The organism is Escherichia sp. MOD1-EC6819 (genome assembly GCF_002965765.1).
In the GTDB taxonomy this organism is placed as follows: domain Bacteria; phylum Pseudomonadota; class Gammaproteobacteria; order Enterobacterales; family Enterobacteriaceae; genus Escherichia; species Escherichia ruysiae.
The window spans coordinates 199,932-225,416 of sequence record NZ_PTRG01000003.1 but is presented as its reverse complement, the minus strand read 5'-3'; the positions used below and the strand labels follow the sequence as shown (position 1 = coordinate 225,416).

General features: G+C 50.6%; 25 protein-coding genes, 1 pseudogene and 1 other annotated feature. Of the genes and pseudogenes, 18 read left to right on the top strand and 8 right to left on the bottom strand.

Translation table 11 applies throughout. The features are described from left to right. Positions 1-5: 5 nt before the first annotated feature. Genes creB through creD form a run of 3 tightly spaced genes read left to right on the top strand, consistent with a single transcriptional unit; the run spans position 6 to position 3,529 of the window. On the top strand, positions 6-695 hold the full coding sequence (creB, locus tag A7Z06_RS04930) for a two-component system response regulator CreB (RefSeq protein ID WP_001188653.1): 690 nt from the start codon (positions 6-8) through the stop codon (positions 693-695). Then, positions 695-2,119: a two-component system sensor histidine kinase CreC gene (creC, locus tag A7Z06_RS04925; RefSeq protein WP_001219558.1), complete on the top strand. Its 1,425-nt coding sequence runs from the start codon at positions 695-697 to the stop codon at positions 2,117-2,119. Before creB ends, creC begins: the two co-directional genes overlap by 1 nt. 57 nt (positions 2,120-2,176) lie before the next feature. Next, the gene (creD, locus tag A7Z06_RS04920) at positions 2,177-3,529 is read left to right on the top strand and encodes a cell envelope integrity protein CreD (protein ID WP_000920370.1); all 1,353 of its coding nucleotides are present in this window, start codon (positions 2,177-2,179) and stop codon (positions 3,527-3,529) included. Between the two features lie 57 nt (positions 3,530-3,586). Here the strand turns inward: creD and arcA are convergent, their stop codons facing one another. After that, positions 3,587-4,303, bottom strand: a complete 717-nt coding sequence (arcA, locus tag A7Z06_RS04915; RefSeq protein ID WP_001194358.1) for a two-component system response regulator ArcA — start codon at positions 4,301-4,303, stop codon at positions 3,587-3,589. A gap of 95 nt (positions 4,304-4,398) precedes the next feature. On the opposite strand from arcA, the gene yjjY reads away from it, so the two are divergent. From yjjY to A7Z06_RS04880, 7 genes are all read left to right on the top strand, one after another. Further along, positions 4,399-4,539, top strand: a complete 141-nt coding sequence (yjjY, locus tag A7Z06_RS04910) for a YjjY family protein (RefSeq protein ID WP_001303782.1) — start codon at positions 4,399-4,401, stop codon at positions 4,537-4,539. A 399-nt stretch (positions 4,540-4,938) separates the two neighbouring features. Further along, a complete protein-coding gene (locus A7Z06_RS04905; protein ID WP_001241209.1) occupies positions 4,939-5,625 on the top strand; it encodes a tRNA/rRNA methyltransferase in 687 nt (228 codons plus the stop codon). Positions 5,626-5,837: 212 nt separating this feature from the next. Continuing rightward, entirely contained in the window at positions 5,838-5,903 is a 66-nt protein-coding gene (gene thrL / locus A7Z06_RS04900; protein ID WP_001386572.1) for a thr operon leader peptide, read from the top strand. Then, positions 5,839-5,958 (top strand) — a sequence feature (Thr leader region). It overlaps the preceding gene by 65 nt. A 25-nt stretch (positions 5,959-5,983) precedes the next feature. Continuing rightward, the gene (thrA, locus tag A7Z06_RS04895) at positions 5,984-8,446 is read left to right on the top strand and encodes a bifunctional aspartate kinase/homoserine dehydrogenase I (RefSeq protein ID WP_001264709.1); all 2,463 of its coding nucleotides are present in this window, start codon (positions 5,984-5,986) and stop codon (positions 8,444-8,446) included. A 1-nt stretch (position 8,447) separates the two neighbouring features. Continuing rightward, the gene (thrB, locus tag A7Z06_RS04890; RefSeq protein ID WP_000241672.1) at positions 8,448-9,380 is read left to right on the top strand and encodes a homoserine kinase; all 933 of its coding nucleotides are present in this window, start codon (positions 8,448-8,450) and stop codon (positions 9,378-9,380) included. Beyond that, the gene (thrC, locus tag A7Z06_RS04885; RefSeq protein WP_000781060.1) at positions 9,381-10,667 is read left to right on the top strand and encodes a threonine synthase; all 1,287 of its coding nucleotides are present in this window, start codon (positions 9,381-9,383) and stop codon (positions 10,665-10,667) included. A gap of 213 nt (positions 10,668-10,880) precedes the next feature. Next, positions 10,881-11,204: a DUF2502 domain-containing protein gene (locus A7Z06_RS04880; RefSeq protein ID WP_032224357.1), complete on the top strand. Its 324-nt coding sequence runs from the start codon at positions 10,881-10,883 to the stop codon at positions 11,202-11,204. A 38-nt stretch (positions 11,205-11,242) separates the two neighbouring features. On the opposite strand, the gene yaaA is transcribed toward A7Z06_RS04880, so the two are convergent. Continuing rightward, entirely contained in the window at positions 11,243-12,019 is a 777-nt protein-coding gene (gene yaaA / locus A7Z06_RS04875; RefSeq protein WP_000906161.1) for a peroxide stress protein YaaA, read from the bottom strand. Between the two features lie 69 nt (positions 12,020-12,088). After that, a complete protein-coding gene (locus A7Z06_RS04870) occupies positions 12,089-13,519 on the bottom strand; it encodes an alanine/glycine:cation symporter family protein (RefSeq protein ID WP_001112545.1) in 1,431 nt (476 codons plus the stop codon). Between the two features lie 279 nt (positions 13,520-13,798). On the opposite strand from A7Z06_RS04870, the gene tal reads away from it, so the two are divergent. After that, positions 13,799-14,752, top strand: a complete 954-nt coding sequence (gene tal, locus A7Z06_RS04860) for a transaldolase (RefSeq protein WP_000130187.1) — start codon at positions 13,799-13,801, stop codon at positions 14,750-14,752. Between the two features lie 114 nt (positions 14,753-14,866). Continuing rightward, positions 14,867-15,454, top strand: coding sequence for a molybdopterin adenylyltransferase (gene mog / locus A7Z06_RS04855; RefSeq protein WP_024212610.1), 588 nt, complete (start codon positions 14,867-14,869; stop codon positions 15,452-15,454). 33 nt (positions 15,455-15,487) lie between these two features. On the opposite strand, the gene satP is transcribed toward mog, so the two are convergent. From satP to A7Z06_RS04840, 3 genes are all read right to left on the bottom strand, one after another. Beyond that, positions 15,488-16,054, bottom strand: coding sequence for an acetate uptake transporter (satP, locus tag A7Z06_RS04850; protein ID WP_000528538.1), 567 nt, complete (start codon positions 16,052-16,054; stop codon positions 15,488-15,490). Positions 16,055-16,202: 148 nt separating this feature from the next. Continuing rightward, on the bottom strand, positions 16,203-16,916 hold the full coding sequence (gene msyB / locus A7Z06_RS04845) for an acidic protein MsyB (RefSeq protein WP_001102347.1): 714 nt from the start codon (positions 16,914-16,916) through the stop codon (positions 16,203-16,205). A 26-nt stretch (positions 16,917-16,942) separates the two neighbouring features. After that, positions 16,943-17,347: a DUF2541 family protein gene (locus A7Z06_RS04840; protein ID WP_000835565.1), complete on the bottom strand. Its 405-nt coding sequence runs from the start codon at positions 17,345-17,347 to the stop codon at positions 16,943-16,945. Between the two features lie 375 nt (positions 17,348-17,722). On the opposite strand from A7Z06_RS04840, the gene dnaK reads away from it, so the two are divergent. Beyond that, positions 17,723-19,639: a molecular chaperone DnaK gene (gene dnaK / locus A7Z06_RS04835; RefSeq protein WP_000516135.1), complete on the top strand. Its 1,917-nt coding sequence runs from the start codon at positions 17,723-17,725 to the stop codon at positions 19,637-19,639. An 88-nt stretch (positions 19,640-19,727) separates the two neighbouring features. Next, positions 19,728-20,858, top strand: a complete 1,131-nt coding sequence (dnaJ, locus tag A7Z06_RS04830; protein ID WP_001118464.1) for a molecular chaperone DnaJ — start codon at positions 19,728-19,730, stop codon at positions 20,856-20,858. 106 nt (positions 20,859-20,964) lie between these two features. Here the strand turns inward: dnaJ and mokC are convergent, their stop codons facing one another. Further along, positions 20,965-21,117 carry a type I toxin-antitoxin system toxin MokC gene (mokC, locus tag A7Z06_RS04825; RefSeq protein WP_000809168.1) on the bottom strand — a complete coding sequence of 51 codons (153 nt, stop codon included), beginning with the start codon at positions 21,115-21,117 and terminating at the stop codon, positions 20,965-20,967. A 583-nt stretch (positions 21,118-21,700) separates the two neighbouring features. Between mokC and nhaA the strand changes: the two genes are divergently transcribed. Together nhaA and nhaR are read left to right on the top strand one after the other, a co-directional pair. Then, a complete protein-coding gene (gene nhaA / locus A7Z06_RS04820; protein WP_000681377.1) occupies positions 21,701-22,867 on the top strand; it encodes a Na+/H+ antiporter NhaA in 1,167 nt (388 codons plus the stop codon). Between the two features lie 59 nt (positions 22,868-22,926). After that, the gene (gene nhaR / locus A7Z06_RS04815; RefSeq protein ID WP_000062880.1) at positions 22,927-23,832 is read left to right on the top strand and encodes a transcriptional activator NhaR; all 906 of its coding nucleotides are present in this window, start codon (positions 22,927-22,929) and stop codon (positions 23,830-23,832) included. A gap of 95 nt (positions 23,833-23,927) precedes the next feature. Here nhaR and rpsT read toward each other — a convergent pair whose 3' ends face one another. Continuing rightward, the gene (gene rpsT, locus A7Z06_RS04810; RefSeq protein WP_001274021.1) at positions 23,928-24,191 is read right to left on the bottom strand and encodes a 30S ribosomal protein S20; all 264 of its coding nucleotides are present in this window, start codon (positions 24,189-24,191) and stop codon (positions 23,928-23,930) included. A 102-nt stretch (positions 24,192-24,293) separates the two neighbouring features. Between rpsT and A7Z06_RS04805 the strand changes: the two are divergent. Further along, positions 24,294-24,511, top strand: a pseudogene (locus A7Z06_RS04805) (DUF2575 domain-containing protein). Positions 24,512-24,518: 7 nt separating this feature from the next. Further along, entirely contained in the window at positions 24,519-25,460 is a 942-nt protein-coding gene (gene ribF, locus A7Z06_RS04800; RefSeq protein WP_000767319.1) for a bifunctional riboflavin kinase/FAD synthetase, read from the top strand. The last annotated feature ends 25 nt before the right edge of the window (positions 25,461-25,485 follow it).

Sequence of the window (25,485 nt, the reverse complement as noted above, 5' to 3'; positions counted from 1 at the left end):
GATTTATGCAACGGGAAACGGTCTGGTTAGTGGAAGACGAGCAAGGGATAGCCGACACGCTGGTCTACATGTTGCAGCAGGAAGGTTTTGCCGTCGAGTTCTTTGAACGGGGCTTACCGGCGCTGGATAAAGCGCGCCTGCAGGTTCCTGACGTTATCATTCTCGATGTCGGCCTGCCTGATATTAGCGGTTTCGAACTGTGTCGCCAGTTGCTGGCGCTCCATCCTGCGTTGCCTGTACTGTTTCTGACCGCCCGTAGTGAAGAGGTGGATCGCCTGCTTGGGCTGGAGATTGGCGCTGACGACTACGTGGCTAAACCGTTTTCACCTCGCGAAGTGTGCGCCAGGGTGCGCACCTTACTGCGTCGGGTGAAGAAGTTTTCTACGCCGTCTCCCGTCATCCGTATTGGTCATTTTGAACTGAATGAACCTGCGGCGCAGATCAGCTGGTTTGACACGCCATTAACGCTGACGCGGTACGAATTTCTGTTGTTGAAAACGTTACTCAAGTCGCCAGGCCGCGTCTGGTCACGCCAGCAATTGATGGATAGCGTCTGGGAAGATGCACAGGACACTTACGATCGCACTGTCGATACTCACATCAAAACGCTGCGCGCCAAACTGCGCGCTATAAATCCCGACCTTTCGCCAATTAATACTCATCGCGGAATGGGATACAGCCTGAGGAGCCTGTAATGCGCATCGGGATGCGCCTGTTGCTGGGCTATTTTTTACTGGTGGCGGTGGCAGCCTGGTTCGTACTGGCAATTTTTGTCAAAGAAGTTAAACCGGGTGTGCGAAGGGCGACGGAAGGTACGCTGATCGACACCGCAACGTTGCTGGCGGAGCTGGCGCGTCCCGATTTGCTCTCTGGTGACCCCGAGCATGGACAACTGGCGCAGGCGTTTAACCAGCTACAAAATCGCCCGTTTCGCGCCAATATCGGCGGCATTAACAAAGTGCGCAATGAATACCATGTCTATATGACTGATGCGCAGGGCAAAGTATTGTTCGATTCGGCAAACAAAGCCGTGGGACAGGATTATTCCCGCTGGAATGATGTCTGGCTAACGTTGCGTGGTCAGTATGGTGCGCGCAGCACGTTGCAAAATCCTGCCGACCCCGAAAGTTCTGTGATGTATGTCGCCGCGCCGATTATGGACGGTTCACGGCTTATTGGCGTTTTGAGCGTAGGCAAACCGAACGCGGCGATGGCACCGGTCATTAAACGCAGCGAGCGACGAATTTTATGGGCGAGTACCATTTTGCTGGGGATTGCGCTGGTGATTGGTGCGGGAATGGTTTGGTGGATCAACCGCTCCATTGCCCGACTCACCCGCTATGCTGATTCCGTTACCGACAATAAACCCGTTCCTCTCCCTGAACTCGGCAGTAGCGAGCTGCGTAAGTTAGCGCAGGCGCTGGAAAGTATGCGCGTGAAGCTGGAAGGGAAAAACTATATTGAGCAGTATGTTTACGCATTAACTCATGAGCTAAAAAGCCCACTGGCGGCGATTCGTGGCGCAGCGGAAATTTTACGTGAAGGCCCGCCGCCAGAAGTGGTGGCTCGCTTTACCGATAATATTTTGACGCAAAATGCGCGAATGCAGGCACTGGTGGAAACGTTATTACGCCAGGCAAGACTGGAGAATCGCCAGGAAGTGGTTCTTTCTGCGGTTGACGTAGCGGCATTATTTAACCGCATCAGCGAAGCGCGCACCGTGCAGTTGGCAGAAAAAAATATCACTCTGCATGTTATGCCTACAGAGGTTAAGGTTGCTGCTGAACCTGCGTTACTGGAGCAGGCGCTGGGGAATTTACTGGATAACGCCATCGATTTTACTCCCGAGAGCGGTCGCATAACGCTAAGCGCCGAAGTGGATCAGGAACACGTTACGCTTAAGGTGCAGGATACAGGCAGTGGCATTCCTGACTACGCGCTGTCGCGCATTTTTGAACGCTTTTACTCTTTACCGCGTGCAAATGGGCAAAAAAGCAGTGGTCTTGGGCTGGCGTTTGTCAGCGAAGTTGCCCGTTTGCTCAATGGCGAAGTCACGCTGCACAACATGCCGGAAAGCGGTGTGCTGGCCTCGCTTCGGCTTCACCGTCACTTCACATAACTTCAAATTATTCCCACATAGCCTTCATACACTGCCGTCATTGCAAAGGAGAAGACTATGTTGAAATCCCCCCTGTTCTGGAAAATGACCACTTTGTTTGGCACGGTGTTGCTGTTGTTAATTCCATTAATGTTGATTCGGCAGGTGATTGTCGAACGTGCCGATTACCGGAGCGATGTGGAAGATGCGATTCGCCAAAGCACCAGCGGGCCGCAAAAACTCGTTGGGCCGCTCATCGCTATTCCTGTGACCGAGCTTTATACGGTGCAGGAAGAGGATAAAACCGTGGAGCGGAAACGAAGTTTTATCCATTTTTGGTTACCTGAGTCGTTGATGGTTGATGGCAATCAGAACGTGGAAGAACGGAAGATCGGTATTTATTCCGGCCAGGTCTGGCACAGTGATTTAACGCTGAAAGCCGATTTTGACGTTTCGCGTCTTAGCGAACTCAACGCGCCAAATATCACCTTAGGCAAGCCGTTTATTGTGATTAGCGTCGGGGATGCGCGTGGTATTGGCGTGGTGAAAGCGCCTGAACTTAACGGAACTGCGCTGAGCATTGAACCTGGCACCGGGTTAGAGCAAGGCGGGCAGGGCGTGCATATCCCTTTACCCGAAGGAGATTGGCTGAAGCAGAACCTGAAGCTGAATATGGCGCTGAATTTAAGCGGTACTGGTGATTTTTCTGTGGTGCCGACGGGACGTAATAGCGAGATGACCTTAACCAGCAACTGGCCGCACCCCAGTTTTTTAGGCGATTTTTTGCCAACGAAACGGGAGTTAAGTGCATCCGGTTTTCAGGCGCAATGGCAAAGTAGCTGGTTTGCTAATAATCTCGGTGAGCGTTTTGCTTCAGGCAATGATAGCGGCTGGGAAAATTTCCCGGCGTTTAGCGTCGCAGTCACTACGCCAGCCGATCAGTATCAATTAACGGATCGGGCGACCAAGTACGCCATTTTGCTGATCTCGCTAACTTTTATGGCCTTCTTTGTCTTTGAAACATTAACGGCAAAGCGTTTACACCCGATGCAATATTTGCTGGTAGGGCTGTCATTGGTGATGTTTTATTTGCTCTTGCTGGCGCTTTCTGAACATACCGGTTTTACCGTGGCATGGATAATCGCCAGTCTGATTGGGGCGTTAATGAACGGTATTTACTTGCAGGCAGTATTAAAAGGCTGGCGCAACAGCATGTTGTTTACTCTCGCGCTGTTGTTGCTGGATGGCGTGATGTGGGGACTGCTGAATTCTGCCGATAGCGCGCTGTTGTTGGGAACCTGTGTGCTGGTGGTGGCGCTGGCTGGCATGATGTTTGTGACACGTGATATCGACTGGTATGCATTTTCACTACCGAAAATGAAAACCAGTAAAGAAGTCACAACAGACGATGAGTTACGCATCTGGAAATAATGTTGAAAAATAAAAACGGCGCTAAAAAGCGCCGTTTTTTTGACGGTGGTAAACCGATTAATCTTCTAGATCACCGCAGAAACGATAACCTTCACCGTGAATGGTGGCGATGATTTCCGGCGTATCCGGCGTAGATTCGAAATGCTTACGAATACGACGGATTGTCACGTCTACAGTACGGTCGTGCGGCTTCAGCTCACGGCCGGTCATTTTCTTCAGCAGTTCAGCACGGGACTGAATTTTGCCTGGGTTTTCACAGAAGTGAAGCATGGCGCGGAACTCGCTGCGCGGCAGTTTGTACTGCTCGCCATCAGGGCCGATCAACGAACGGCTGTTGATGTCCAGTTCCCAACCATTGAACTTGTAGCTTTCAACGCTACGACGTTCTTCGCTGACAGTACCCAGATTCATGGTACGAGACAGCAGGTTGCGTGCACGGATAGTCAGTTCACGCGGGTTGAACGGTTTGGTGATGTAATCGTCTGCACCGATTTCGAGGCCGAGAATTTTATCGACTTCGTTGTCACGGCCAGTCAGGAACATCAACGCAACATTCGCCTGCTCGCGCAGTTCACGCGCTAACAGAAGACCGTTCTTACCCGGCAGATTGATATCCATGATCACCAGGTTGATGTCATATTCAGAGAGGATCTGATGCATTTCCGCGCCATCTGTCGCTTCGAAAACATCATAGCCTTCCGCTTCGAAAATACTTTTCAACGTGTTGCGTGTTACCAACTCGTCTTCAACGATAAGAATGTGCGGGGTCTGCATGTTTGCTACCTAAATTGCCAACTAAATCGAAACAGGAAGTACAAAAGTCCCTGACCTGCCTGATACATGCTGCAAATTAACATGATCGGCGTAACATGACTAAAGTACGTAATTGCGTTCTTGATGCACTTTCCATCAACGTCAACAACATCATTAGCTTGGTCGTGGGTACTTTCCCTCAGGACCCGACAGTGTCAAAAACGGCTGTCATCCTAACCATTTTAACAGCGACATAACAGGCTAAGACGTGCCGGACACCCAATAAAACTACGCTTCGTTGACATATATCAAGTTCAATTGTAGCACGTTAACAGTTTGATGAAATCATCGTATCTAAATGCTAGCTTTCGTCACATTATTTTAATAATCCAACTAGTTGCATCCTACAACTAATAAACGTGGTGAATCCAATTGTCGAGATTTATTTTTTATAAAATTATCCTAAGTAAACAGAAAGATATGTAGCGTTTTTTAACAATTGAACGGTTAGTACAGTCAAGAAATAGTTTAGCTTTTTTTAAGTTAAGTAAAGGGCTTTTTCTGCGATTTGCGTTAATATTTTGTAAATTCTCTCCGCGCAGTAAGTTGACATTCATCACTCTATTCGCGGTTATTTGGTCAAGAAGAGTAGCAACATGCGTTTGACGATTATTCTGGTTGCACCCGCCAGAGCAGAAAATATTGGGGCAGCAGCGCGGGCAATGAAAACGATGGGTTTTAGCGAACTGCGGATTGTCGATAGTCAGGCACACCTGGAGCCAGCCACCCGATGGGTTGCTCATGGCTCCGGTGATATTATTGATAATATTAAAGTTTTTCCGACGCTGGCTGAATCGTTACATGACGTAGATTTCACGGTCGCCACTACAGCGCGTAGTCGGGCGAAATATCATTACTACGCGACACCGGTGGAACTGGTGCCATTGTTGGAAGAAAAATCGGCGTGGATGAATCATGTGGCGCTGGTCTTTGGTCGTGAAGATTCCGGGCTGACCAACGAGGAACTGGCACTGGCTGATATTCTTACCGGCGTGCCAATGGTGGCGGATTACCCTTCGCTCAATCTGGGGCAGGCGGTGATGGTCTATTGCTATCAATTAGCAACATTAATACAACAACCGACGAAAAGTAACGCAACGGCAGACCAACATCAACTGCACGCTTTACGCGAACGTGCCATGTCGTTGTTAACGACGTTAGCGGTGGCAGATGACACAAAACTGGTCGACTGGTTACAGCAACGTCTGGGGCTTTTAGAGCAACGGGATACCGCAATGTTGCATCGTTTGTTGCATGATATTGAAAAAAATATCACCAAATAAAAAACGCCACGTCATGTTGTTTTTAGGTTTTCATTCTGACTGCAACGGGAAATCTGTCTCTGAATGGATTAAAAAAGAGCATCTGCCAGCAGCTTATGAACTGGTTACCTGCCGTGAGTAAATTAAAATTTTATTGACTTAGGTCACTAAATACTTTAACCAATATAGGCATAGCGCACAGACAGATAAAAATTACAGAGTACACAACATCCATGAAACGCATCAGCACCACCATTACCACCACCATCACCATTACCACAGGTAACGGTGCGGGCTGACGCGTACAGGAAACACAGAAAAAAGCCCGCACCTGACAGTGCGGGCTTTTTTTTCGACCAAAGGTAACGAGGTAACAACCATGCGAGTGTTGAAGTTCGGCGGTACATCAGTGGCAAATGCAGAACGTTTTCTGCGGGTTGCCGATATTCTGGAGAGCAATGCCAGGCAGGGGCAGGTGGCTACAGTCCTCTCTGCTCCCGCCAAAATAACCAACCATCTGGTGGCGATGATTGAAAAAACGATTAGCGGCCAGGATGCTTTGCCCAATATCAGCGATGCCGAACGTATTTTTGCCGAACTTCTGACGGGACTCGCCGCCGCCCAGCCGGGATTTCCGCTGGCGCAACTGAAAACGTTCGTCGATCAAGAATTTGCCCAAATTAAACATGTTCTGCATGGTATCAGCCTGTTGGGACAGTGCCCGGACAGCATCAACGCTGCGTTGATCTGCCGTGGTGAAAAAATGTCGATCGCCATTATGGCCGGTGTACTGGAAGCGCGCGGACATAACGTTACCGTTATCGATCCGGTCGAAAAACTGCTGGCAGTCGGTCATTACCTCGAATCTACCGTCGATATTGCTGAGTCCACCCGCCGTATTGCGGCAAGCCGCATTCCGGCTGACCACATGGTGCTGATGGCAGGTTTCACCGCCGGTAATGAAAAAGGCGAACTGGTGGTGCTGGGACGTAACGGTTCCGACTACTCCGCTGCGGTGCTGGCCGCCTGTTTACGTGCCGATTGTTGCGAGATCTGGACGGACGTCGACGGTGTCTATACCTGCGACCCGCGTCAGGTGCCCGATGCGAGGTTGTTAAAGTCGATGTCCTATCAGGAAGCGATGGAGCTTTCCTACTTCGGCGCTAAAGTTCTTCACCCCCGCACCATTACCCCCATCGCTCAGTTCCAGATCCCTTGCCTGATTAAAAACACCGGAAATCCACAAGCGCCGGGGACGCTCATCGGTGCCAGCCGTGATGAAGACGAATTACCGGTCAAGGGTATTTCCAATCTGAATAACATGGCGATGTTCAGCGTTTCAGGTCCAGGAATGAAAGGGATGGTCGGCATGGCGGCGCGCGTCTTTGCAGCAATGTCACGCGCCCGCATTTCAGTGGTGCTGATTACGCAATCGTCTTCCGAATACAGCATCAGTTTCTGCGTTCCACAAAGCGACTGTGTGCGAGCTGAACGGGCAATGCAGGAAGAGTTCTATCTTGAACTGAAAGAAGGTTTACTGGAGCCGCTGGCGGTGACGGAACGACTGGCCATTATCTCGGTGGTGGGCGATGGTATGCGCACGCTGCGTGGGATCTCGGCGAAATTCTTTGCCGCGCTGGCTCGTGCCAATATCAACATTGTCGCCATTGCTCAGGGTTCTTCTGAACGCTCAATTTCTGTCGTGGTAAATAACGATGACGCGACGACTGGCGTGCGCGTTACCCACCAGATGCTGTTCAATACCGATCAGGTTATCGAAGTGTTTGTGATTGGCGTCGGTGGCGTTGGCGGCGCGCTGCTGGAGCAACTGAAGCGTCAGCAAAGCTGGCTGAAGAACAAACATATTGATTTACGAGTCTGTGGCGTTGCCAACTCGAAGGCACTGCTCACCAATGTGCATGGCCTTAACCTGGAAAACTGGCAGGAAGAGCTGGCGCAGGCCAAAGAGCCGTTCAACCTTGGGCGCTTAATTCGCCTGGTGAAAGAATATCATCTGCTGAACCCGGTCATTGTTGACTGCACCTCCAGCCAGGCGGTGGCGGATCAATATGCCGACTTCCTGCGCGAAGGTTTCCACGTTGTCACGCCGAACAAAAAGGCCAACACCTCGTCGATGGATTACTACCACCAGTTGCGTTATGCGGCGGAAAAATCGCGACGTAAATTCCTCTATGACACCAACGTCGGTGCGGGATTACCGGTCATTGAGAATCTGCAAAACCTGCTCAATGCAGGTGATGAGTTGATGAAATTCTCCGGCATTCTTTCTGGTTCGCTTTCATACATCTTCGGCAAGCTAGACGAAGGCATGAGTTTCTCTGAGGCGACCACGCTGGCGCGGGAAATGGGGTATACCGAACCGGATCCGCGTGATGATCTTTCTGGTATGGATGTGGCGCGCAAACTGTTGATTCTCGCCCGTGAAACTGGACGTGAACTGGAGCTGGCGGATATTGAAATTGAACCTGTGCTGCCTGCAGAGTTTAATGCCGAGGGTGATGTTGCCGCTTTTATGGCGAATCTGTCACAGCTCGACGATCTCTTTGCCGTGCGCGTGGCGAAGGCCCGTGATGAAGGAAAAGTTTTGCGCTATGTTGGCAATATTGATGACGATGGCGTCTGCCGCGTGAAGATTGCCGAAGTGGATGGTAATGATCCGCTGTTCAAAGTGAAAAATGGCGAAAACGCCCTGGCCTTCTATAGCCACTATTATCAGCCGCTGCCGTTGGTTCTGCGCGGATACGGCGCGGGCAATGACGTTACGGCTGCCGGTGTCTTTGCCGATCTGCTACGCACCCTCTCATGGAAGTTAGGAGTCTAACATGGTTAAAGTTTATGCTCCGGCTTCCAGTGCCAATATGAGCGTCGGGTTTGATGTGCTTGGCGCGGCGGTAACGCCTGTTGATGGCGAGTTGCTTGGGGATGTGGTGACGGTTGCGGCGGCAGAGACATTCAGCCTCAACAACCTTGGACGGTTTGCCGACAAGCTACCGTCAGAACCACGAGAAAATATCGTTTATCAGTGCTGGGAGCGTTTTTGCCAGGAGTTGGGCAAGCAAATTCCAGTGGCGATGACCCTGGAAAAGAATATGCCGATCGGTTCTGGTTTAGGTTCCAGCGCCTGTTCGGTGGTCGCGGCACTGGTAGCGATGAATGAACACTGCGGCAAGCCGCTCAATGATACCCGTTTGCTGGCTTTGATGGGCGAGCTGGAAGGACGTATCTCCGGCAGCATTCATTATGACAACGTGGCACCGTGCTTTCTTGGTGGTATGCAGTTGATGATCGAAGAAAATGGCATCATCAGTCAGCAAGTGCCGGGGTTTGATGAGTGGCTGTGGGTGCTGGCGTATCCGGGGATTAAAGTCTCGACAGCAGAAGCTCGAGCTATATTACCGGCGCAGTATCGCCGCCAGGATTGCATTGCGCACGGGCGACATCTGGCGGGCTTCATTCACGCCTGCTATTCCCGTCAGCCTGAGCTTGCCGCGAAGCTGATGAAAGATGTTATCGCTGAACCCTACCGTGAACGTTTACTGCCTGGCTTCCGGCAGGCGCGGCAGGCGGTCGCGGAAATCGGCGCGGTAGCGAGCGGTATCTCCGGCTCCGGTCCGACATTGTTCGCTCTGTGTGACAAGCCGGATACCGCCCAGCGCGTTGCCGACTGGTTGGGTAAGAACTACCTGCAAAATCAGGAAGGTTTTGTTCATATTTGCCGGCTGGATACGGCGGGCGCACGAGTACTGGAAAACTAAATGAAACTCTACAATCTGAAAGATCACAACGAGCAGGTCAGCTTTGCGCAAGCCGTAACCCAGGGGTTGGGCAAAAATCAGGGGCTGTTTTTTCCGCACGACCTGCCGGAATTCAGCCTGACTGAAATTGATGAGATGCTGAAGCTGGATTTTGTCACCCGCAGTGCGAAGATCCTTTCGGCGTTTATTGGTGATGAAATCCCGCAGGAAATACTGGAAGAGCGCGTGCGCGCGGCGTTTGCCTTCCCGGCTCCGGTCGCCAATGTTGAAAGCGATGTCGGTTGTCTGGAATTGTTCCACGGGCCAACGCTGGCATTTAAAGATTTCGGCGGTCGCTTTATGGCGCAAATGCTGACCCATATTGCGGGTGATAAGCCAGTGACCATTCTGACTGCAACCTCCGGCGATACCGGGGCGGCAGTGGCTCACGCTTTTTACGGTTTACCGAATGTAAAAGTGGTTATCCTCTATCCACGCGGCAAAATCAGTCCCCTGCAAGAAAAGCTGTTCTGTACGCTGGGCGGCAATATTGAAACCGTTGCCATCGACGGCGATTTCGATGCCTGTCAGGCGCTGGTGAAGCAGGCGTTTGATGATGAAGAACTGAAAGTGGCGCTGGGGTTAAACTCCGCTAACTCCATTAACATCAGCCGTTTGCTGGCGCAAATTTGCTACTACTTTGAAGCTGTGGCGCAGTTGCCGCAGGAAGCGCGCAACCAGCTGGTTGTCTCGGTGCCGAGCGGTAACTTCGGCGATTTGACGGCAGGCCTGCTGGCGAAATCTCTTGGCCTGCCGGTGAAGCGTTTTATTGCTGCGACCAACGTGAACGATACCGTGCCGCGTTTCCTGCACGACGGGCAGTGGTCGCCAAAAGCCACCCAGGCGACGTTATCCAACGCGATGGACGTGAGTCAGCCGAACAACTGGCCGCGCGTGGAAGAGTTGTTTCGCCGCAAAATCTGGCAACTGAAAGAGCTGGGTTATGCGGCGGTGGATGATGAAACCACGCAACAGACGATGCGTGAGTTAAAAGAGCTGGGCTATACCTCAGAACCGCACGCTGCTGTGGCTTACCGTGCGCTGCGTGACCAGTTGCATCCAGGCGAATATGGTCTGTTCCTTGGCACCGCACATCCGGCGAAGTTTAAAGAGAGTGTGGAAGCGATTCTCGGTGAATCGCTGGCGCTGCCAAAAGAGCTGGCAGAACGAGCTGAATTACCGCTGCTTTCTCATAATCTGCCCGCCGATTTTGCCGCGTTGCGCAAGCTGATGATGAATCATAAGTAGTATCCATTAATTTCCTGAAAATGGCCGGGCTTGCGTTTATGCAGTTCGGCTTTTTTATGGAGAAAACATGAGAAAAATCGACAGAAAAAAAGGAGAAATTTTCAATAAATGCGGTAACTTAGCTCTTTGAATTGTAGAGAATGACAACGGGGATTCTTTTACCGTAAGCTCCTGATATCGGCCCATAACTGGCAATGATAAAAGGAGTCACCTGTGAAAAAGATGCAACCTATCTTACTCGCACTTTCCCTGATTCTGGTCGCTCCTATGGCAGCGCAGGCTGGGGAAATAATGCTAGTACCATCAGTGAAATTACAGATTGGCGATCGCGACCACCGTGGTTACTACTGGGATGGCGGTTACTGGCGTGACCGTGACTGGTGGTATCGAAATTATGAATGGCGAGACAATCGCTGGCACCCACACGGAGCGCCGCGTCATAATTGGTATAATGATCATCGAAATGATCACCGTGGAGATCATCGACACGATCACGGCGGCGATCATCGTCCGGGTCCGGACAGGCACCATCGGTAAATACAAATGCCGGATGACCTCCGGCATTTACCGCAAACTTAACGCAGTTCGTAGCGTTTAAACACCAGTTCGCCATTGCTGGAACTGGCTTCATCGAAGAAGTAACCTTCACTATTAAAACCAGTCAGTTGCTCTGGTTTGGTCAGGCGATTTTCAATAATAAAACGACTCATCAGGCCACGCGCTTTCTTAGCGTAGAAGCTAATAACCTTAAACTTACCGTTCTTCTCATCGAGGAACACCGGCTTGATAATCTCAGCATTCAGTTTCTTCGGTTTCACTGATTTAAAATACTCATCTGACGCCAGATTAATCACTACCTGATCGCCTTGCGCTTCGAGCGCCTCGTTCAGCTTGTTTGTGATCACATCACCCCAGAATTGGTACAGATCTTTACCCCTGGCGTTCTCAAGACGAATACCCATCTCCAGACGATATGGCTGCATTAAATCAAGTGGGCGCAGTACGCCATACAAACCGGAAAGCATACGCAGGTGCTGCTGGGCAAAAGCGAAATCTTCTTCACTGAAGGTTTCGGCCTGCAAACCTGTGTAGACATCGCCTTTGAACGCCAGAATCGCCTGTCGGGCATTCTCCGGGGTGAAATCTGGCTGCCAGTCTTGAAAGCGAGCGGCGTTGATACCCGCCAGTTTGTCACTGATGCGCATCAGCGTGCTAATCTGCGGGGGCGTCAGCTTCCGCGCTTCGTGAATAAGCTGCTGAGAGTTGTCTAACAGCTCCGGCAACGTATAGCGCGTGGTAGCCAACGGGCTTTGATAATCAAGCGTTTTCGCAGGTGAAATCAGAATCAGCATATCCAGTCCTTGCAGGAAATTTACAGCGACTGTAGCAAAAAAAGCGGATGAATTGATCGATAGTTGTGATTAGTCCCGCGAAACATCATCCCACGTATCAGGCGCGAGTTGCTGGTCGATATCCGGGTAGCGCAGCGGATCAAACACCGGACGCACACCAAGTTTGCGCTGGCGAAGATAATCACTGGCAATGGTATGCACTACCGGAGAGAGCAGCAAAATAGCGGTCAGATTAGTGATAGCCATACACGCCATAATAATATCAGCCAGTTGCCACATCATGGGCAGACTAAGTAACGTGCCACCAATCACGGTGGTAAAGATGCAGATACGCAGGCACCAGATCGCTTTGGGGCTGTTCAGGCGTAAAAAGAAAAGATTATTTTCTGCATAAATGTAATTGGCGACGATGGAGCTGAAGGCAAACAGAATTACCACTATTGTAACAAACTCTGCTCCCCAGGAACCCATTAGTGCTCGCATCGCTTTCTGGAGAAGTTGTATACCCTCCAGCGGCATATAGGTTGTACCGTTTCCGGCCAGTAATATCAGCATGGCGCTCGCCGTGCAGATGACCAGGGTGTCGATAAAAATGCCGATCATCTGGACAATGCCTTGCGCAGCCGGATGCGGCGGCCAGGATGCCGCTGCCGCTGCTGCGTTTGGTGTCGAACCCATTCCCGCCTCATTAGAAAACATACTGCGCTGAAAGCCGTTTGTAACCGCCTGACTCAGGGTGTAGCCCGCCGCGCCGCCTGCCGCTTCCTGCCAGCCAAAGGCGCTTTCAAAAATAGACCAAATGACGTGAGGAAGTTGCTCGATATTCATCGCACAAATGGCCAGACTGGTGAGTACCCAGATTAATGCCATCGCAGGGACAAACCATTGCATCAGTCGGGCTACGCCATGAATACCGTGGGTTATCGCCAACAGAGTAAAGACGGCGAGAATGATGCCAGTTACTAATGGTGGAACATCAAACGCAAAATTCATCGCGCGGGCAACGGCGTTTGCCTGAACACCGCTGAAAATCAATCCGTAGGCAATGAGCAAAAAGATAGCGAATAGCACGCCCATCCAGCGCATCCCCAATCCACGTGCCATATACCATGCTGGACCACCGCGAAACTGCCCATTAGCGTCACGTTCTTTATAAAGCTGGGCAAGGGAACATTCTGCAAAAGAGGTTGCCATGCCGATAAACGCGGCAATCCACATCCAGAAGATAGCCCCGGGGCCACCGGCAGTAATGGCCAACGCAACACCTGCGAGGTTACCGCTGCCGACGCGCGCGGCAAGACTAGTGCACAGTGACTGAAAAGAGGTTAAGCCACCCGGTTGGGGATGAACGCTATTTTTGAGACTTTTGCCAAACTGGCGAATGTAGCGAAACTGAACGAATCCGGTGCGAAAAGTGAACCAGCAACCTGCACCGAAGAGCAGGTAGATCATCACTGATCCCCATAGTACATTGTTAATAAAAGAGAAAAAATCAGGCATTCGTATCCCTCTTGTCGCCGGCACGCGGTTACATTCCTGTGTAAACGTTACCAATTGATTAAGAATTATATACGATGTGCATTGGTAGATAACGCCTGTGTAGCATACTCGAGTTTTTGTTTAAAAATGGCGAGCGATATCAACGCAGTGTCAGAAAACGTAAACAGTCTCGCCTGGCTATAACCCTCTCGTCTGCGGTTGCGCTGTCGTTGCGTCGTGATATCATCAGGGCAGACCGGTTACATCCCCCTAACAAGCTGTTTAAAGAGAAATACTATCATGACGGACAAATTGACCTCCCTTCGTCAGTACACCACTGTAGTGGCCGACACTGGGGACATCGCGGCAATGAAGCTGTATCAACCGCAGGATGCCACAACCAACCCTTCTCTCATTCTTAACGCAGCGCAGATTCCGGAATACCGTAAGTTGATTGATGATGCTGTCGCCTGGGCGAAACAGCAGAGTAACGATCGCGCGCAGCAGATCGTGGACGCGACCGACAAACTGGCAGTAAATATTGGTCTGGAAATCCTTAAACTGGTTCCGGGTCGTATCTCCACTGAAGTTGATGCGCGTCTTTCTTATGACACTGAAGCGTCAATTGCGAAAGCAAAACGCCTGATCAAACTCTACAACGATGCGGGTATTAGCAACGATCGTATTCTGATCAAACTGGCGTCTACCTGGCAGGGTATCCGTGCTGCTGAACAGCTGGAAAAAGAAGGTATCAACTGTAACCTGACTCTGCTGTTCTCCTTCGCTCAGGCGCGTGCTTGTGCGGAAGCGGGCGTGTTCCTGATCTCTCCGTTCGTTGGTCGTATTCTGGATTGGTACAAAGCGAATACCGATAAGAAAGAGTACGCTCCGGCAGAAGATCCGGGCGTGGTTTCTGTATCTGAAATCTACCAGTACTACAAAGAGCACGGTTATGAAACCGTGGTTATGGGCGCAAGCTTCCGTAACATCGGCGAAATTCTGGAACTGGCAGGCTGCGACCGTCTGACCATCGCACCGGCACTGCTGAAAGAGCTGGCTGAGAGCGAAGGGGCTATCGAACGTAAACTGTCTTACACCGGCGAAGTGAAAGCGCGTCCGGCGCGTATCACCGAGTCTGAGTTCCTGTGGCAGCACAACCAGGATCCAATGGCAGTAGATAAACTGGCGGAAGGTATCCGTAAGTTTGCTGTTGACCAGGAAAAACTGGAAAAAATGATCGGCGATCTGCTGTAATCATTCTTAGCGTGACCGGGAAGTCGGTCACGCTACCTCTTCTGAAGCCTGTCTGTCACTCCCTTCGCAGTGTATCATTCTGTTTAACGAGACTGTTTAAACGGAAAAATCTTGATGAATACTTTACGTATTGGCTTAGTTTCCATCTCTGATCGCGCATCCAGCGGCGTTTATCAGGACAAAGGTATCCCTGCACTGGAAGAATGGCTGACATCGGCGCTAACCACGCCGTTTGAACTGGAAACCCGCTTAATCCCCGATGAGCAGGCGATCATCGAGCAAACGTTGTGTGAGCTGGTGGATGAAATGAGTTGCCATCTGGTGCTCACCACGGGCGGAACTGGCCCGGCGCGTCGTGACGTAACGCCCGATGCGACGCTGGCAGTAGCTGACCGCGAGATGCCGGGCTTTGGTGAACAGATGCGCCAGATTAGCCTGCATTTTGTACCAACCGCGATCCTTTCGCGTCAGGTGGGTGTGATTCGCAAACAGGCACTGATCCTTAACTTACCCGGTCAGCCGAAGTCCATCAAAGAGACGCTGGAAGGTGTGAAGGATGCTGAGGGTAACGTCGTGGTGCACGGTATTTTTGCCAGCGTACCGTACTGCATTCAGTTGCTGGAAGGGCCATACGTTGAAACGGCACCGGAAGTGGTAGCGGCATTCAGACCAAAGAGTGCAAGACGCGAAGTTAACGAATAAAAAAATCCCCCCGAGCGGGGGGATCTCAAACAATTAGTGGGATTCACCAATCGGCAGAACGGTGCGACCAAACTGCTCGTTCAGTACTTCACCCATCGCCAGATAGATTGCGCTGGCACCGCAGATCAGACCAATCCAGCCGGCAAAGTGGATGATTGCGGCGTTACCGGCAATGTTACCGATCGCCAGCAGGGCAAACAGCACGGTCAGGCTAAAGAAAACGAATTGCAGAACGCGTGCGCCTTTCAGCGTGCCGAAGAACATAAACAGCGTAAATACGCCCCACAGACCCAGGTAGACACCAAGGAACTGTGCATTTGGCGCATCGGTCAGACCCAGTTTCGGCATCAGCAGAATCGCAACCAGCGTCAGCCAGAAAGAACCGTAAGAGGTGAATGCGGTTAAACCGAAAGTGTTGCCTTTTTTGTACTCCAGCAGACCAGCAAAAATTTGCGCGATGCCGCCGTAGAAAATGCCCATGGCAAGAATAATACCGTCCAGAGCGAAATAACCCACGTTGTGCAGGTTAAGCAGAATGGTGGTCATGCCGAAGCCCATCAGGCCCAGCGGTGCCGGATTAGCCAACTTAGTGTTGCCCATAATTCCTCAAAAATCATCATCGAATGAATGGTGAAATAATTTCCCTGAATAACTGTAGTGTTTTCAGGGCGCGGCATAATAATCAGCCAGTGGGGCAGTGTCTACGATCTTTTGAGGGGAAAATGAAAATTTTCCCCTGTGTCAGGTATCAGGGCTGAGTGGCGCTAATCATTCGTCGCAGACAGGCGATTTGTAACACCGCTGGAATTGTCACCCGAAAGGCAGTGCCGCTAACGGCTTTAACCCCATTTAATGCTGCACCCACCGGCCCTCCCAGACCCGCGCCGCGTAGCAGACCATGCCCAAGCACGCTCATCGCAGCGTGGGTACGCAAAATGCGGGTCAGCTGGCTGGAAAGCAGATGCGACACGCCTTTGGCCAGTTGCTTGTCTTTCATCAATAACGGCAGCAGCTCTTCCAGTTCGTTAACCTTCGCGTTGACGGTCTGCAAAAACTCCTTTTTATGCGTCTCGTCCATTTTCTTCCAGGTGTTGCGCAGAAAATGTTCGAGTAACTGTTGCTCTATTTCAAAGGTAGACATCTCTTTATCGGCTTTCAGTTTCAGCCGTTTGGAGACGTCGAGTAAAATAGCGCGATACCGTTTGCCGTGTCCGCGCAGTTTGTTAGCGATGCTATCGCCGCCGAAATGTTGTAATTCCCCGGCAATTAGCTGCCAGTTGCGGCGATGCTGCTCTGGATGCCCTTCCATCGATTTAAACAGTTCGTTGCGCATTAATACGCTGGACAGGCGGGTTTTGCCTTTTTCATTATGAGTGAGTAAGCGGGTAAAGTTTGCCAGCTGTTCTTCGCTGCAATGCTGTAGAAAATCTAAGTCCGAATCATGTAGATAATTGACGTTCATGTCATTGTGGCTTCTGTATTAAAAGATTAGTCGTCGCCGATAATTTTCAGCGTGGCCATATCCGATGAGTTCACCGTATGACCGGAAAAGGTGATTTTTGACACGCAGCGTTTGTTGTCGTTATCGCTGTTAATGTTGATCCAGCCGGTGGTTTGCCCTTCTTTGATTTCGGCCGGAATGTTCAGGCTTTGGCTGGCGCTACGGGCTGCTTTGAAATAAACCGACGCGGCGCTTAACTGTAAATCGCCATGATCGGCAGTGAGTTGTATGCGTTTTACAATGCGGCAAACGGGGAGTTTCAACGTCAGATCGTTGGTTTCGTTACGCGGCATGGCAATGACGCCGAGGATTTTATGGTCGTTGGCCTGCGCGGTGCAGCACAGCATCAGGCCGAGCACGAGGCTGGCGGAAATCATAAAAATGGATTTCATGAAGATTCTCTTAGCGGGGAGCAGTCGGGGGAAGAATAGCCACTAGTTTACTGCTGACGAAAAGAAGATTCAGGTGCGTAATCTTTTCTTTTTATTACAATTTTTTAGTGAATGATTTGTGTGAAATTCATTTTTTACGTGAATATTATTGCTCCCTTTTTTTCACTTCTTCCGGCATATCGTGAAATTTCTGCGCAAAAGCACAAAAAATTTTTGCATCTCCCCCTTGATGACGTGGGTTACGACCCCATTTAGTAGTCAACCGCAGTGAGTGAGTCTGCAAAAAAATGAAATTGGGCAGTTGAAACCAGACGTTTCGCCCCTATTACAGACTCACAACCACATGATGACCGAATATATAGTGGAGACGTTTAGATGGGTAAAATAATTGGTATCGACCTGGGTACTACCAACTCTTGTGTAGCGATTATGGATGGCACCACTCCTCGTGTGCTGGAGAACGCCGAAGGCGATCGCACCACGCCTTCTATCATTGCCTATACCCAGGATGGTGAAACTCTGGTTGGTCAGCCGGCTAAACGTCAGGCAGTGACGAACCCGCAAAACACCCTGTTTGCGATTAAACGCCTGATTGGCCGCCGCTTCCAGGACGAAGAAGTGCAGCGTGATGTTTCCATCATGCCGTTCAAAATTATTGCTGCTGATAACGGCGACGCATGGGTCGAAGTTAAAGGCCAAAAAATGGCACCACCGCAGATCTCTGCTGAAGTGCTGAAAAAAATGAAGAAAACTGCAGAAGATTACCTGGGCGAACCGGTAACTGAAGCTGTTATCACCGTACCGGCATACTTTAACGATGCTCAGCGTCAGGCAACCAAAGACGCAGGCCGTATCGCTGGTCTGGAAGTAAAACGTATCATCAACGAACCGACCGCTGCTGCACTGGCTTACGGTCTGGACAAAGGTACTGGCAACCGTACTATCGCGGTTTATGACCTGGGTGGTGGTACTTTCGATATTTCTATTATCGAAATCGACGAAGTTGACGGCGAAAAAACCTTCGAAGTTCTGGCAACCAACGGTGATACCCACCTGGGTGGTGAAGACTTCGACAGCCGTCTGATCAACTACCTGGTTGAAGAATTCAAGAAAGATCAGGGCATTGACCTGCGCAACGATCCGCTGGCAATGCAGCGCCTGAAAGAAGCGGCAGAAAAAGCGAAAATCGAACTGTCTTCCGCTCAGCAGACCGACGTTAACCTGCCGTACATCACCGCAGATGCGACTGGTCCGAAACACATGAACATCAAAGTGACTCGTGCAAAACTGGAAAGCCTGGTCGAAGACCTGGTGAACCGTTCCATCGAGCCGCTGAAAGTTGCACTGCAGGATGCTGGCCTGTCCGTATCTGATATCGACGATGTTATCCTCGTTGGTGGTCAGACTCGTATGCCGATGGTTCAGAAGAAAGTTGCTGAGTTCTTTGGTAAAGAGCCGCGTAAAGACGTTAACCCGGACGAAGCTGTGGCAATCGGTGCTGCCGTTCAGGGTGGTGTACTGACTGGCGACGTGAAAGACGTACTGCTGCTGGACGTTACCCCGCTGTCTCTGGGTATCGAAACCATGGGTGGTGTGATGACGACGCTTATCGCGAAAAACACCACTATCCCGACCAAGCACAGCCAGGTGTTCTCTACCGCTGAAGACAACCAGTCTGCGGTAACCATCCACGTGCTGCAGGGTGAACGTAAACGTGCGGCTGATAACAAATCTCTGGGTCAGTTCAACCTGGATGGTATCAACCCGGCTCCGCGCGGTATGCCGCAGATCGAAGTTACCTTCGATATCGATGCTGACGGTATCCTGCACGTTTCCGCGAAAGACAAAAACAGCGGTAAAGAGCAGAAGATCACCATCAAGGCTTCTTCTGGTCTGAACGAAGATGAAATCCAGAAAATGGTACGCGACGCGGAAGCTAACGCCGAAGCAGACCGTAAGTTTGAAGAGCTGGTACAGACTCGCAACCAGGGCGACCATCTGCTGCACAGCACCCGTAAGCAGGTTGAAGAAGCAGGCGACAAACTGCCGGCTGACGACAAAACTGCTATCGAGTCTGCGCTGACTGCACTGGAAACTGCTCTGAAAGGTGAAGACAAAGCCGCTATCGAAGCGAAAATGCAGGAACTGGCACAGGTTTCCCAGAAACTGATGGAAATCGCCCAGCAGCAACATGCACAGCAGCAGACTGCCGGTGCTGATGCTTCTGCAAACAACGCGAAAGATGACGATGTTGTCGACGCTGAGTTTGAAGAAGTCAAAGACAAAAAATAATCGCCCTATAAACGGGTAATTATACTGACACGGGCGAAGGGGATTTTCCTCTCCGCCCGTGCATTCATCTAGGGGCAAATCAAAAAAAATGGCTAAGCAAGATTATTACGAGATTTTAGGCGTTTCCAAAACAGCGGAAGAGCGTGAAATCAAAAAGGCCTATAAACGCCTGGCCATGAAATATCACCCGGACCGTAACCAGGGTGACAAAGAGGCCGAGGCGAAATTTAAAGAGATCAAGGAAGCTTATGAAGTTCTGACCGACTCGCAAAAACGCGCGGCATATGATCAGTACGGTCATGCGGCGTTTGAGCAAGGCGGCATGGGCGGCGGCGGTTTTGGCGGCGGAGCAGACTTCAGCGATATTTTTGGTGACGTTTTCGGCGATATTTTTGGCGGCGGACGTGGTCGTCAACGTGCGGCGCGTGGTGCTGATTTACGCTATAACATGGAGCTCACCCTCGAAGAAGCTGTACGTGGCGTGACCAAAGAGATCCGCATTCCGACTCTGGAAGAGTGTGACGTTTGCCACGGTAGCGGTGCAAAACCAGGTACGCAGCCGCAGACCTGTCCGACCTGTCATGGTTCTGGTCAGGTGCAGATGCGCCAGGGCTTCTTTGCCGTGCAGCAGACCTGTCCGCACTGTCAGGGGCGCGGTACGCTTATCAAAGATCCGTGCAACAAATGCCATGGTCATGGTCGTGTTGAGCGTAGCAAAACGCTGTCCGTTAAAATCCCGGCAGGGGTGGACACTGGAGACCGCATCCGTCTTGCGGGCGAAGGTGAAGCAGGCGAGCATGGCGCACCGGCAGGCGATCTGTACGTTCAGGTTCAGGTTAAACAGCACCCGATTTTCGAGCGTGAAGGCAACAACCTGTATTGTGAAGTCCCGATCAACTTCGCTATGGCGGCGCTGGGCGGCGAAATCGAAGTGCCGACCCTTGATGGTCGCGTCAAGCTGAAAGTGCCTGGCGAAACCCAGACCGGTAAGTTGTTCCGTATGCGCGGTAAAGGCGTTAAGTCTGTTCGCGGCGGTGCACAGGGCGATTTGCTGTGTCGCGTTGTCGTCGAAACGCCGGTAGGTCTGAACGAGAAGCAGAAACAGCTGCTGCAAGAGCTGCAAGAAAGCTTCGGTGGCCCAACCGGCGAGCACAACAGCCCACGCTCGAAGAGTTTCTTTGATGGCGTGAAGAAGTTTTTTGACGACCTGACTCGCTAATTTTCCCAAAGGCCTGCCCGTGGGCAGGCCAGGGTAAAAAAAATAGGGTGCGTTGAAGATATGCGGGCACCTGTAAAGTGGCGGGGATCGCTCCCCGCCGTTGCTCTTACTCGGATTCGTAAGCCGTGAAAACAGCAACCTCCGTCTGGCCAGTTCGGATGTGAACCTCACAGAGGTCTTTTCTCGTTACCAGCGCCGCCACTACGGCGGTGATACAGATGACGATCAGGGCGACTATCATCGCCTTATGCTGCTTCATTGCTCTCTTCTCCTTGACCTTACGGTCAGTAAGAGGCACTCTACATGGGTCTGCATATAGGGGGCCTCGGGTTGATGGTAAAATATCACTCGGGGCTTTTCTCTATCTGCCATCCAGCTAATGCCTGAGACAGACAGCCTCAAGCACCCGCCGCTATTATACTGCTCTCTTTAATCCATTCTGTTTTATCGATTCTAATCCTGAAGACGCCTCGCATTTTTATGGCGTAATTTTTTAAGGATTCAATTAGTTAACTTTGATTTAGCTTTTTATTGCGATTATTGACGATAAATTGGAGATATTTGAAATATCGCCTTAACAAACAGCTCCGGTTTATTGCAAATTAATTATTACTTATTCCGAATAAACCCCTCAGAAATCTTGACATTAGGCTATGATTATCAGGGTTTGAGGTCATCAGCCACCGCTTTCGAGCGCCAACAACACTTCCTCTGCTGGTGACATAATCTTCTTTATAGATCGTTAAAAGCGAATTGTTCCTACACTATAATCTGATTTTAACGATGATTCGTGCAGAGTAAAATAGTAAAAACGATCTATTCACCTGAAAGAGAAATAAAAAGTGAAACATCTGCATCGATTCTTTAGCAGTGATGCCTCGGGAGGCATTATTCTCATCATTGCCGCTGTTCTGGCGATGATTATGGCCAATAGCGGTGCAACCAGTGGATGGTATCACGACTTTCTTGAGACGCCGGTTCAGCTGCGGGTAGGTTCTCTTGAAATCAATAAAAACATGCTGTTATGGATAAATGACGCGCTAATGGCGATATTTTTCCTGTTAGTTGGTCTGGAAGTTAAACGCGAGCTGATGCAAGGATCGCTGGCCAGTTTGCGCCAGGCTGCGTTTCCGGTTATTGCCGCAATCGGCGGGATGATTGTCCCGGCATTGCTCTATTTGGCCTTTAACTACGCCGATCCTATCACTCGTGAAGGGTGGGCAATCCCGGCGGCGACTGATATTGCCTTTGCCCTCGGTGTCCTGGCGTTATTGGGAAGCCGTGTACCGTTAGCACTGAAGATTTTTTTGATGGCACTGGCTATTATCGACGATCTTGGAGCCATCATTATCATCGCCTTGTTTTACACTAATGACTTGTCAATGGCCTCTCTTGGCGTTGCTGCTGTAGCAATTGCGGTGCTCGCGGTGCTGAACATTTGTGGTGTTCGCCGCACGGGAGTTTATATTCTGGTCGGCGTGGTGTTGTGGACTGCAGTGTTGAAATCAGGCGTCCACGCAACGCTGGCAGGCGTCATTGTCGGTTTCTTTATTCCATTGAAAGAGAAGCATGGTCGTTCTCCGGCGAAGCGCCTGGAGCATGTATTGCACCCGTGGGTGGCTTATCTGATTTTGCCGTTGTTTGCTTTTGCCAATGCCGGCGTTTCTCTGCAAGGCGTGACGCTGGATGGCCTGACCTCCATCCTGCCATTAGGGATCATCGCCGGTTTGCTGATTGGCAAGCCGTTGGGTATTAGTGTGTTCTGCTGGCTGGCGCTGCGTTTGAAACTGGCGCATTTGCCGGAGGGAACCACTTATCAGCAAATTATGGCGGTTGGTATCCTGTGCGGTATCGGTTTTACTATGTCTATCTTTATCGCCAGCCTGGCTTTTGGTAGCGTAGATCCAGAACTGATTAACTGGGCGAAATTGGGCATTCTGGTTGGCTCAATCTCTTCGGCGGTAATTGGATATAGCTGGTTACGCATTCGTTTACGTCCATCAGTTTGACAGGACGATGTTCCGGGGAGCCATAAATGGCTCCCTTTTCATTCTTATCAGGGAGAGAAATGAGCATGTCTCATATCAATTACAACCACTTGTATTACTTCTGGCATGTCTACAAAGAAGGCTCTGTGGTTGGCGCAGCGGAGGCGCTTTATTTAACACCACAAACCATTACCGGACAGATCCGGGCGCTGGAAGAGCGCCTGCAAGGGAAATTATTTAAGCGTAAAGGACGCGGTCTGGAACCCAGTGAACTGGGGGAACTGGTCTATCGCTATGCCGATAAAATGTTCACGTTAAGCCAGGAAATGCTGGATATCGTCAACTATCGCAAAGAGTCCAACTTATTATTTGATGTTGGTGTGGCAGATGCCCTTTCCAAACGCCTGGTCAGCAGTGTTCTGGATGCAGCCGTTGTAGAAGACGAGCAGATCCATCTACGCTGTTTCGAATCGACGCACGAGATGCTGTTAGAGCAGTTGAGTCAGCATAAGCTGGATATGATCATCTCTGACTGTCCGATCGACTCCACCCAACAAGAAGGGCTGTTTTCCATGAAAATTGGCGAGTGTGGCGTCAGTTTCTGGTGTACTAACCCGCTGCCGGAAAAGCCGTTTCCTGCCTGTCTGGAAGAGCGTCGTTTACTTATTCCGGGGCGTCGCTCAATGTTGGGACGCAAGCTATTAAACTGGTTTAACTCTCAGGGCTTAAACGTTGAAATTCTGGGGGAGTTTGATGATGCGGCGTTGATGAAAGCCTTTGGGGCGACGCATAACGCTATTTTCGTTGCGCCTTCGCTATATGCCAATGATTTTTATAATGATAACTCGGTTGTGGAGATTGGGCGAGTTGAGAACGTCATGGAAGAGTACCATGCGATTTTTGCCGAAAGGATGATTCAACACCCTGCGGTACAGCGTATTTGCAATGCCGATTACTCTGCGCTGTTTACGCCAGCCGCGAAATAACTATTCGTACTTTGCAGGCTGCAGTTTCGGCCTGCTGGAGACATAAAAAAACCCGCTTACGCGGGTTTTTTTACAAAGCTGACAACAAAAGGCGATTAAGCCAGTTTGTTGATCTGCGCAGTCAGGTTAGCCTTATGACGTGCAGCTTTGTTTTTGTGGATCAGACCTTTAGCAGCCTGACGATCCACGATCGGTTGCATTTCGTTAAATGCTTTCTGTGCAGCAGCTTTGTCGCCAGCTTCGATAGCTGCGTATACTTTCTTGATGAAAGTACGCATCATAGAGCGACGGCTTGCGTTGTGCTTACGAGCCTTTTCAGACTGAATGGCGCGCTTCTTAGCTGATTTGATATTAGCCAAGGTCCAACTCCCAAATGTGTTCTATATGGACAATTCAAAGGCCGAGGAATATGCCCTTTTAGCCTTCTTTTGTCAATGGATTTGTGCAAATAAGCGCCGTTAATATGGCGGCGCTCGTTACGTAGTGATGGCGCAGGATTCTACCAGCTTGCGTGGTGTGAATACAGCTTTTCCGCGATAAAATTGCAGCAGGTCGTTAGTTTCTTACCGTGATTTGCGCCATGGCAATGAAAAGCCACTTCTTTCTGATTTCAGTACTCAATCGCCGGTTAACCTTGACCGCTGTACAAGGTATACTCGGACGATTTTCACTGTTTTGAGCCAGACATGAAGCTGATACGCGGCATACATAATCTCAGCCAGGCCCCGCAAGAAGGGTGTGTGCTGACTATTGGTAATTTCGACGGCGTGCATCGTGGTCATCGCGCGCTGTTGCAAGGGTTGCAGGAAGAAGGGCGCAAGCGCAACTTACCGGTGATGGTGATGATTTTTGAGCCTCAACCGCTGGAACTGTTTGCTACCGACAAAGCCCCGGCACGTCTGACCCGACTGCGGGAAAAACTGCGTTACCTTGCAGAGTGTGGCGTTGATTACGTGCTGTGCGTGCGTTTCGACAGACGTTTCGCGGCGTTAACCGCGCAAAATTTCATCAGCGATCTTCTGGTGAAGCATTTGCGGGTAAAATTTCTGGCTGTTGGTGATGATTTCCGCTTTGGCGCTGGTCGTGAAGGTGATTTCTTGTTATTACAGAAAGCTGGCATGGAATACGGCTTCGATATCACCAGTACGCAAACTTTTTGCGAAGGTGGCGTGCGTATCAGCAGCACCGCCGTGCGTCAGGCGCTGGCGGATGACAATCTGGCTCTGGCGGAAAGTTTACTGGGGCACCCGTTTGCCATTTCCGGGCGTGTAGTCCACGGTGATGAGTTAGGGCGCACTATTGGTTTCCCGACGGCGAATGTACCGCTACGCCGTCAGGTTTCCCCGGTGAAAGGGGTTTATGCGGTAGAAGTGCTGGGCCTCGGTGAAAAGCCGTTACCCGGCGTGGCAAACATCGGAACACGCCCTACGGTTGCCGGTATTCGCCAGCAGCTGGAAGTGCATTTGTTAGATGTTGCAATGGACCTGTACGGTCGCCATATACAAGTAGTGCTGCGTAAAAAAATACGCAGTGAGCAGCGATTTGCGTCGCTGGACGAACTGAAAGCGCAGATTGCGCGTGATGAATTAACCGCCCGCGAATTTTTTGGGCTAACAAAACCGGCTTAAGCCTGTTATGTAATCAAACCGAAAT

Coding starts and splice junctions, on each gene's coding strand:
- creB (WP_001188653.1), top strand. CDS start 6: ATGCAACGGGAAACGGTCTGGTTAGTGGAAGACGAGCAAGGGATAGCC.
- creC (WP_001219558.1), top strand. CDS start 695: ATGCGCATCGGGATGCGCCTGTTGCTGGGCTATTTTTTACTGGTGGCG.
- creD (WP_000920370.1), top strand. CDS start 2,177: ATGTTGAAATCCCCCCTGTTCTGGAAAATGACCACTTTGTTTGGCACG.
- arcA (WP_001194358.1), bottom strand. CDS start 4,303: ATGCAGACCCCGCACATTCTTATCGTTGAAGACGAGTTGGTAACACGC.
- yjjY (WP_001303782.1), top strand. CDS start 4,399: ATGACTAAAGTACGTAATTGCGTTCTTGATGCACTTTCCATCAACGTC.
- A7Z06_RS04905 (WP_001241209.1), top strand. CDS start 4,939: ATGCGTTTGACGATTATTCTGGTTGCACCCGCCAGAGCAGAAAATATT.
- thrA (WP_001264709.1), top strand. CDS start 5,984: ATGCGAGTGTTGAAGTTCGGCGGTACATCAGTGGCAAATGCAGAACGT.
- thrB (WP_000241672.1), top strand. CDS start 8,448: ATGGTTAAAGTTTATGCTCCGGCTTCCAGTGCCAATATGAGCGTCGGG.
- thrC (WP_000781060.1), top strand. CDS start 9,381: ATGAAACTCTACAATCTGAAAGATCACAACGAGCAGGTCAGCTTTGCG.
- yaaA (WP_000906161.1), bottom strand. CDS start 12,019: ATGCTGATTCTGATTTCACCTGCGAAAACGCTTGATTATCAAAGCCCG.
- A7Z06_RS04870 (WP_001112545.1), bottom strand. CDS start 13,519: ATGCCTGATTTTTTCTCTTTTATTAACAATGTACTATGGGGATCAGTG.
- tal (WP_000130187.1), top strand. CDS start 13,799: ATGACGGACAAATTGACCTCCCTTCGTCAGTACACCACTGTAGTGGCC.
- mog (WP_024212610.1), top strand. CDS start 14,867: ATGAATACTTTACGTATTGGCTTAGTTTCCATCTCTGATCGCGCATCC.
- satP (WP_000528538.1), bottom strand. CDS start 16,054: ATGGGCAACACTAAGTTGGCTAATCCGGCACCGCTGGGCCTGATGGGC.
- msyB (WP_001102347.1), bottom strand. CDS start 16,916: ATGAACGTCAATTATCTACATGATTCGGACTTAGATTTTCTACAGCAT.
- A7Z06_RS04840 (WP_000835565.1), bottom strand. CDS start 17,347: ATGAAATCCATTTTTATGATTTCCGCCAGCCTCGTGCTCGGCCTGATG.
- dnaK (WP_000516135.1), top strand. CDS start 17,723: ATGGGTAAAATAATTGGTATCGACCTGGGTACTACCAACTCTTGTGTA.
- dnaJ (WP_001118464.1), top strand. CDS start 19,728: ATGGCTAAGCAAGATTATTACGAGATTTTAGGCGTTTCCAAAACAGCG.
- mokC (WP_000809168.1), bottom strand. CDS start 21,117: ATGAAGCAGCATAAGGCGATGATAGTCGCCCTGATCGTCATCTGTATC.
- nhaR (WP_000062880.1), top strand. CDS start 22,927: ATGAGCATGTCTCATATCAATTACAACCACTTGTATTACTTCTGGCAT.
- ribF (WP_000767319.1), top strand. CDS start 24,519: ATGAAGCTGATACGCGGCATACATAATCTCAGCCAGGCCCCGCAAGAA.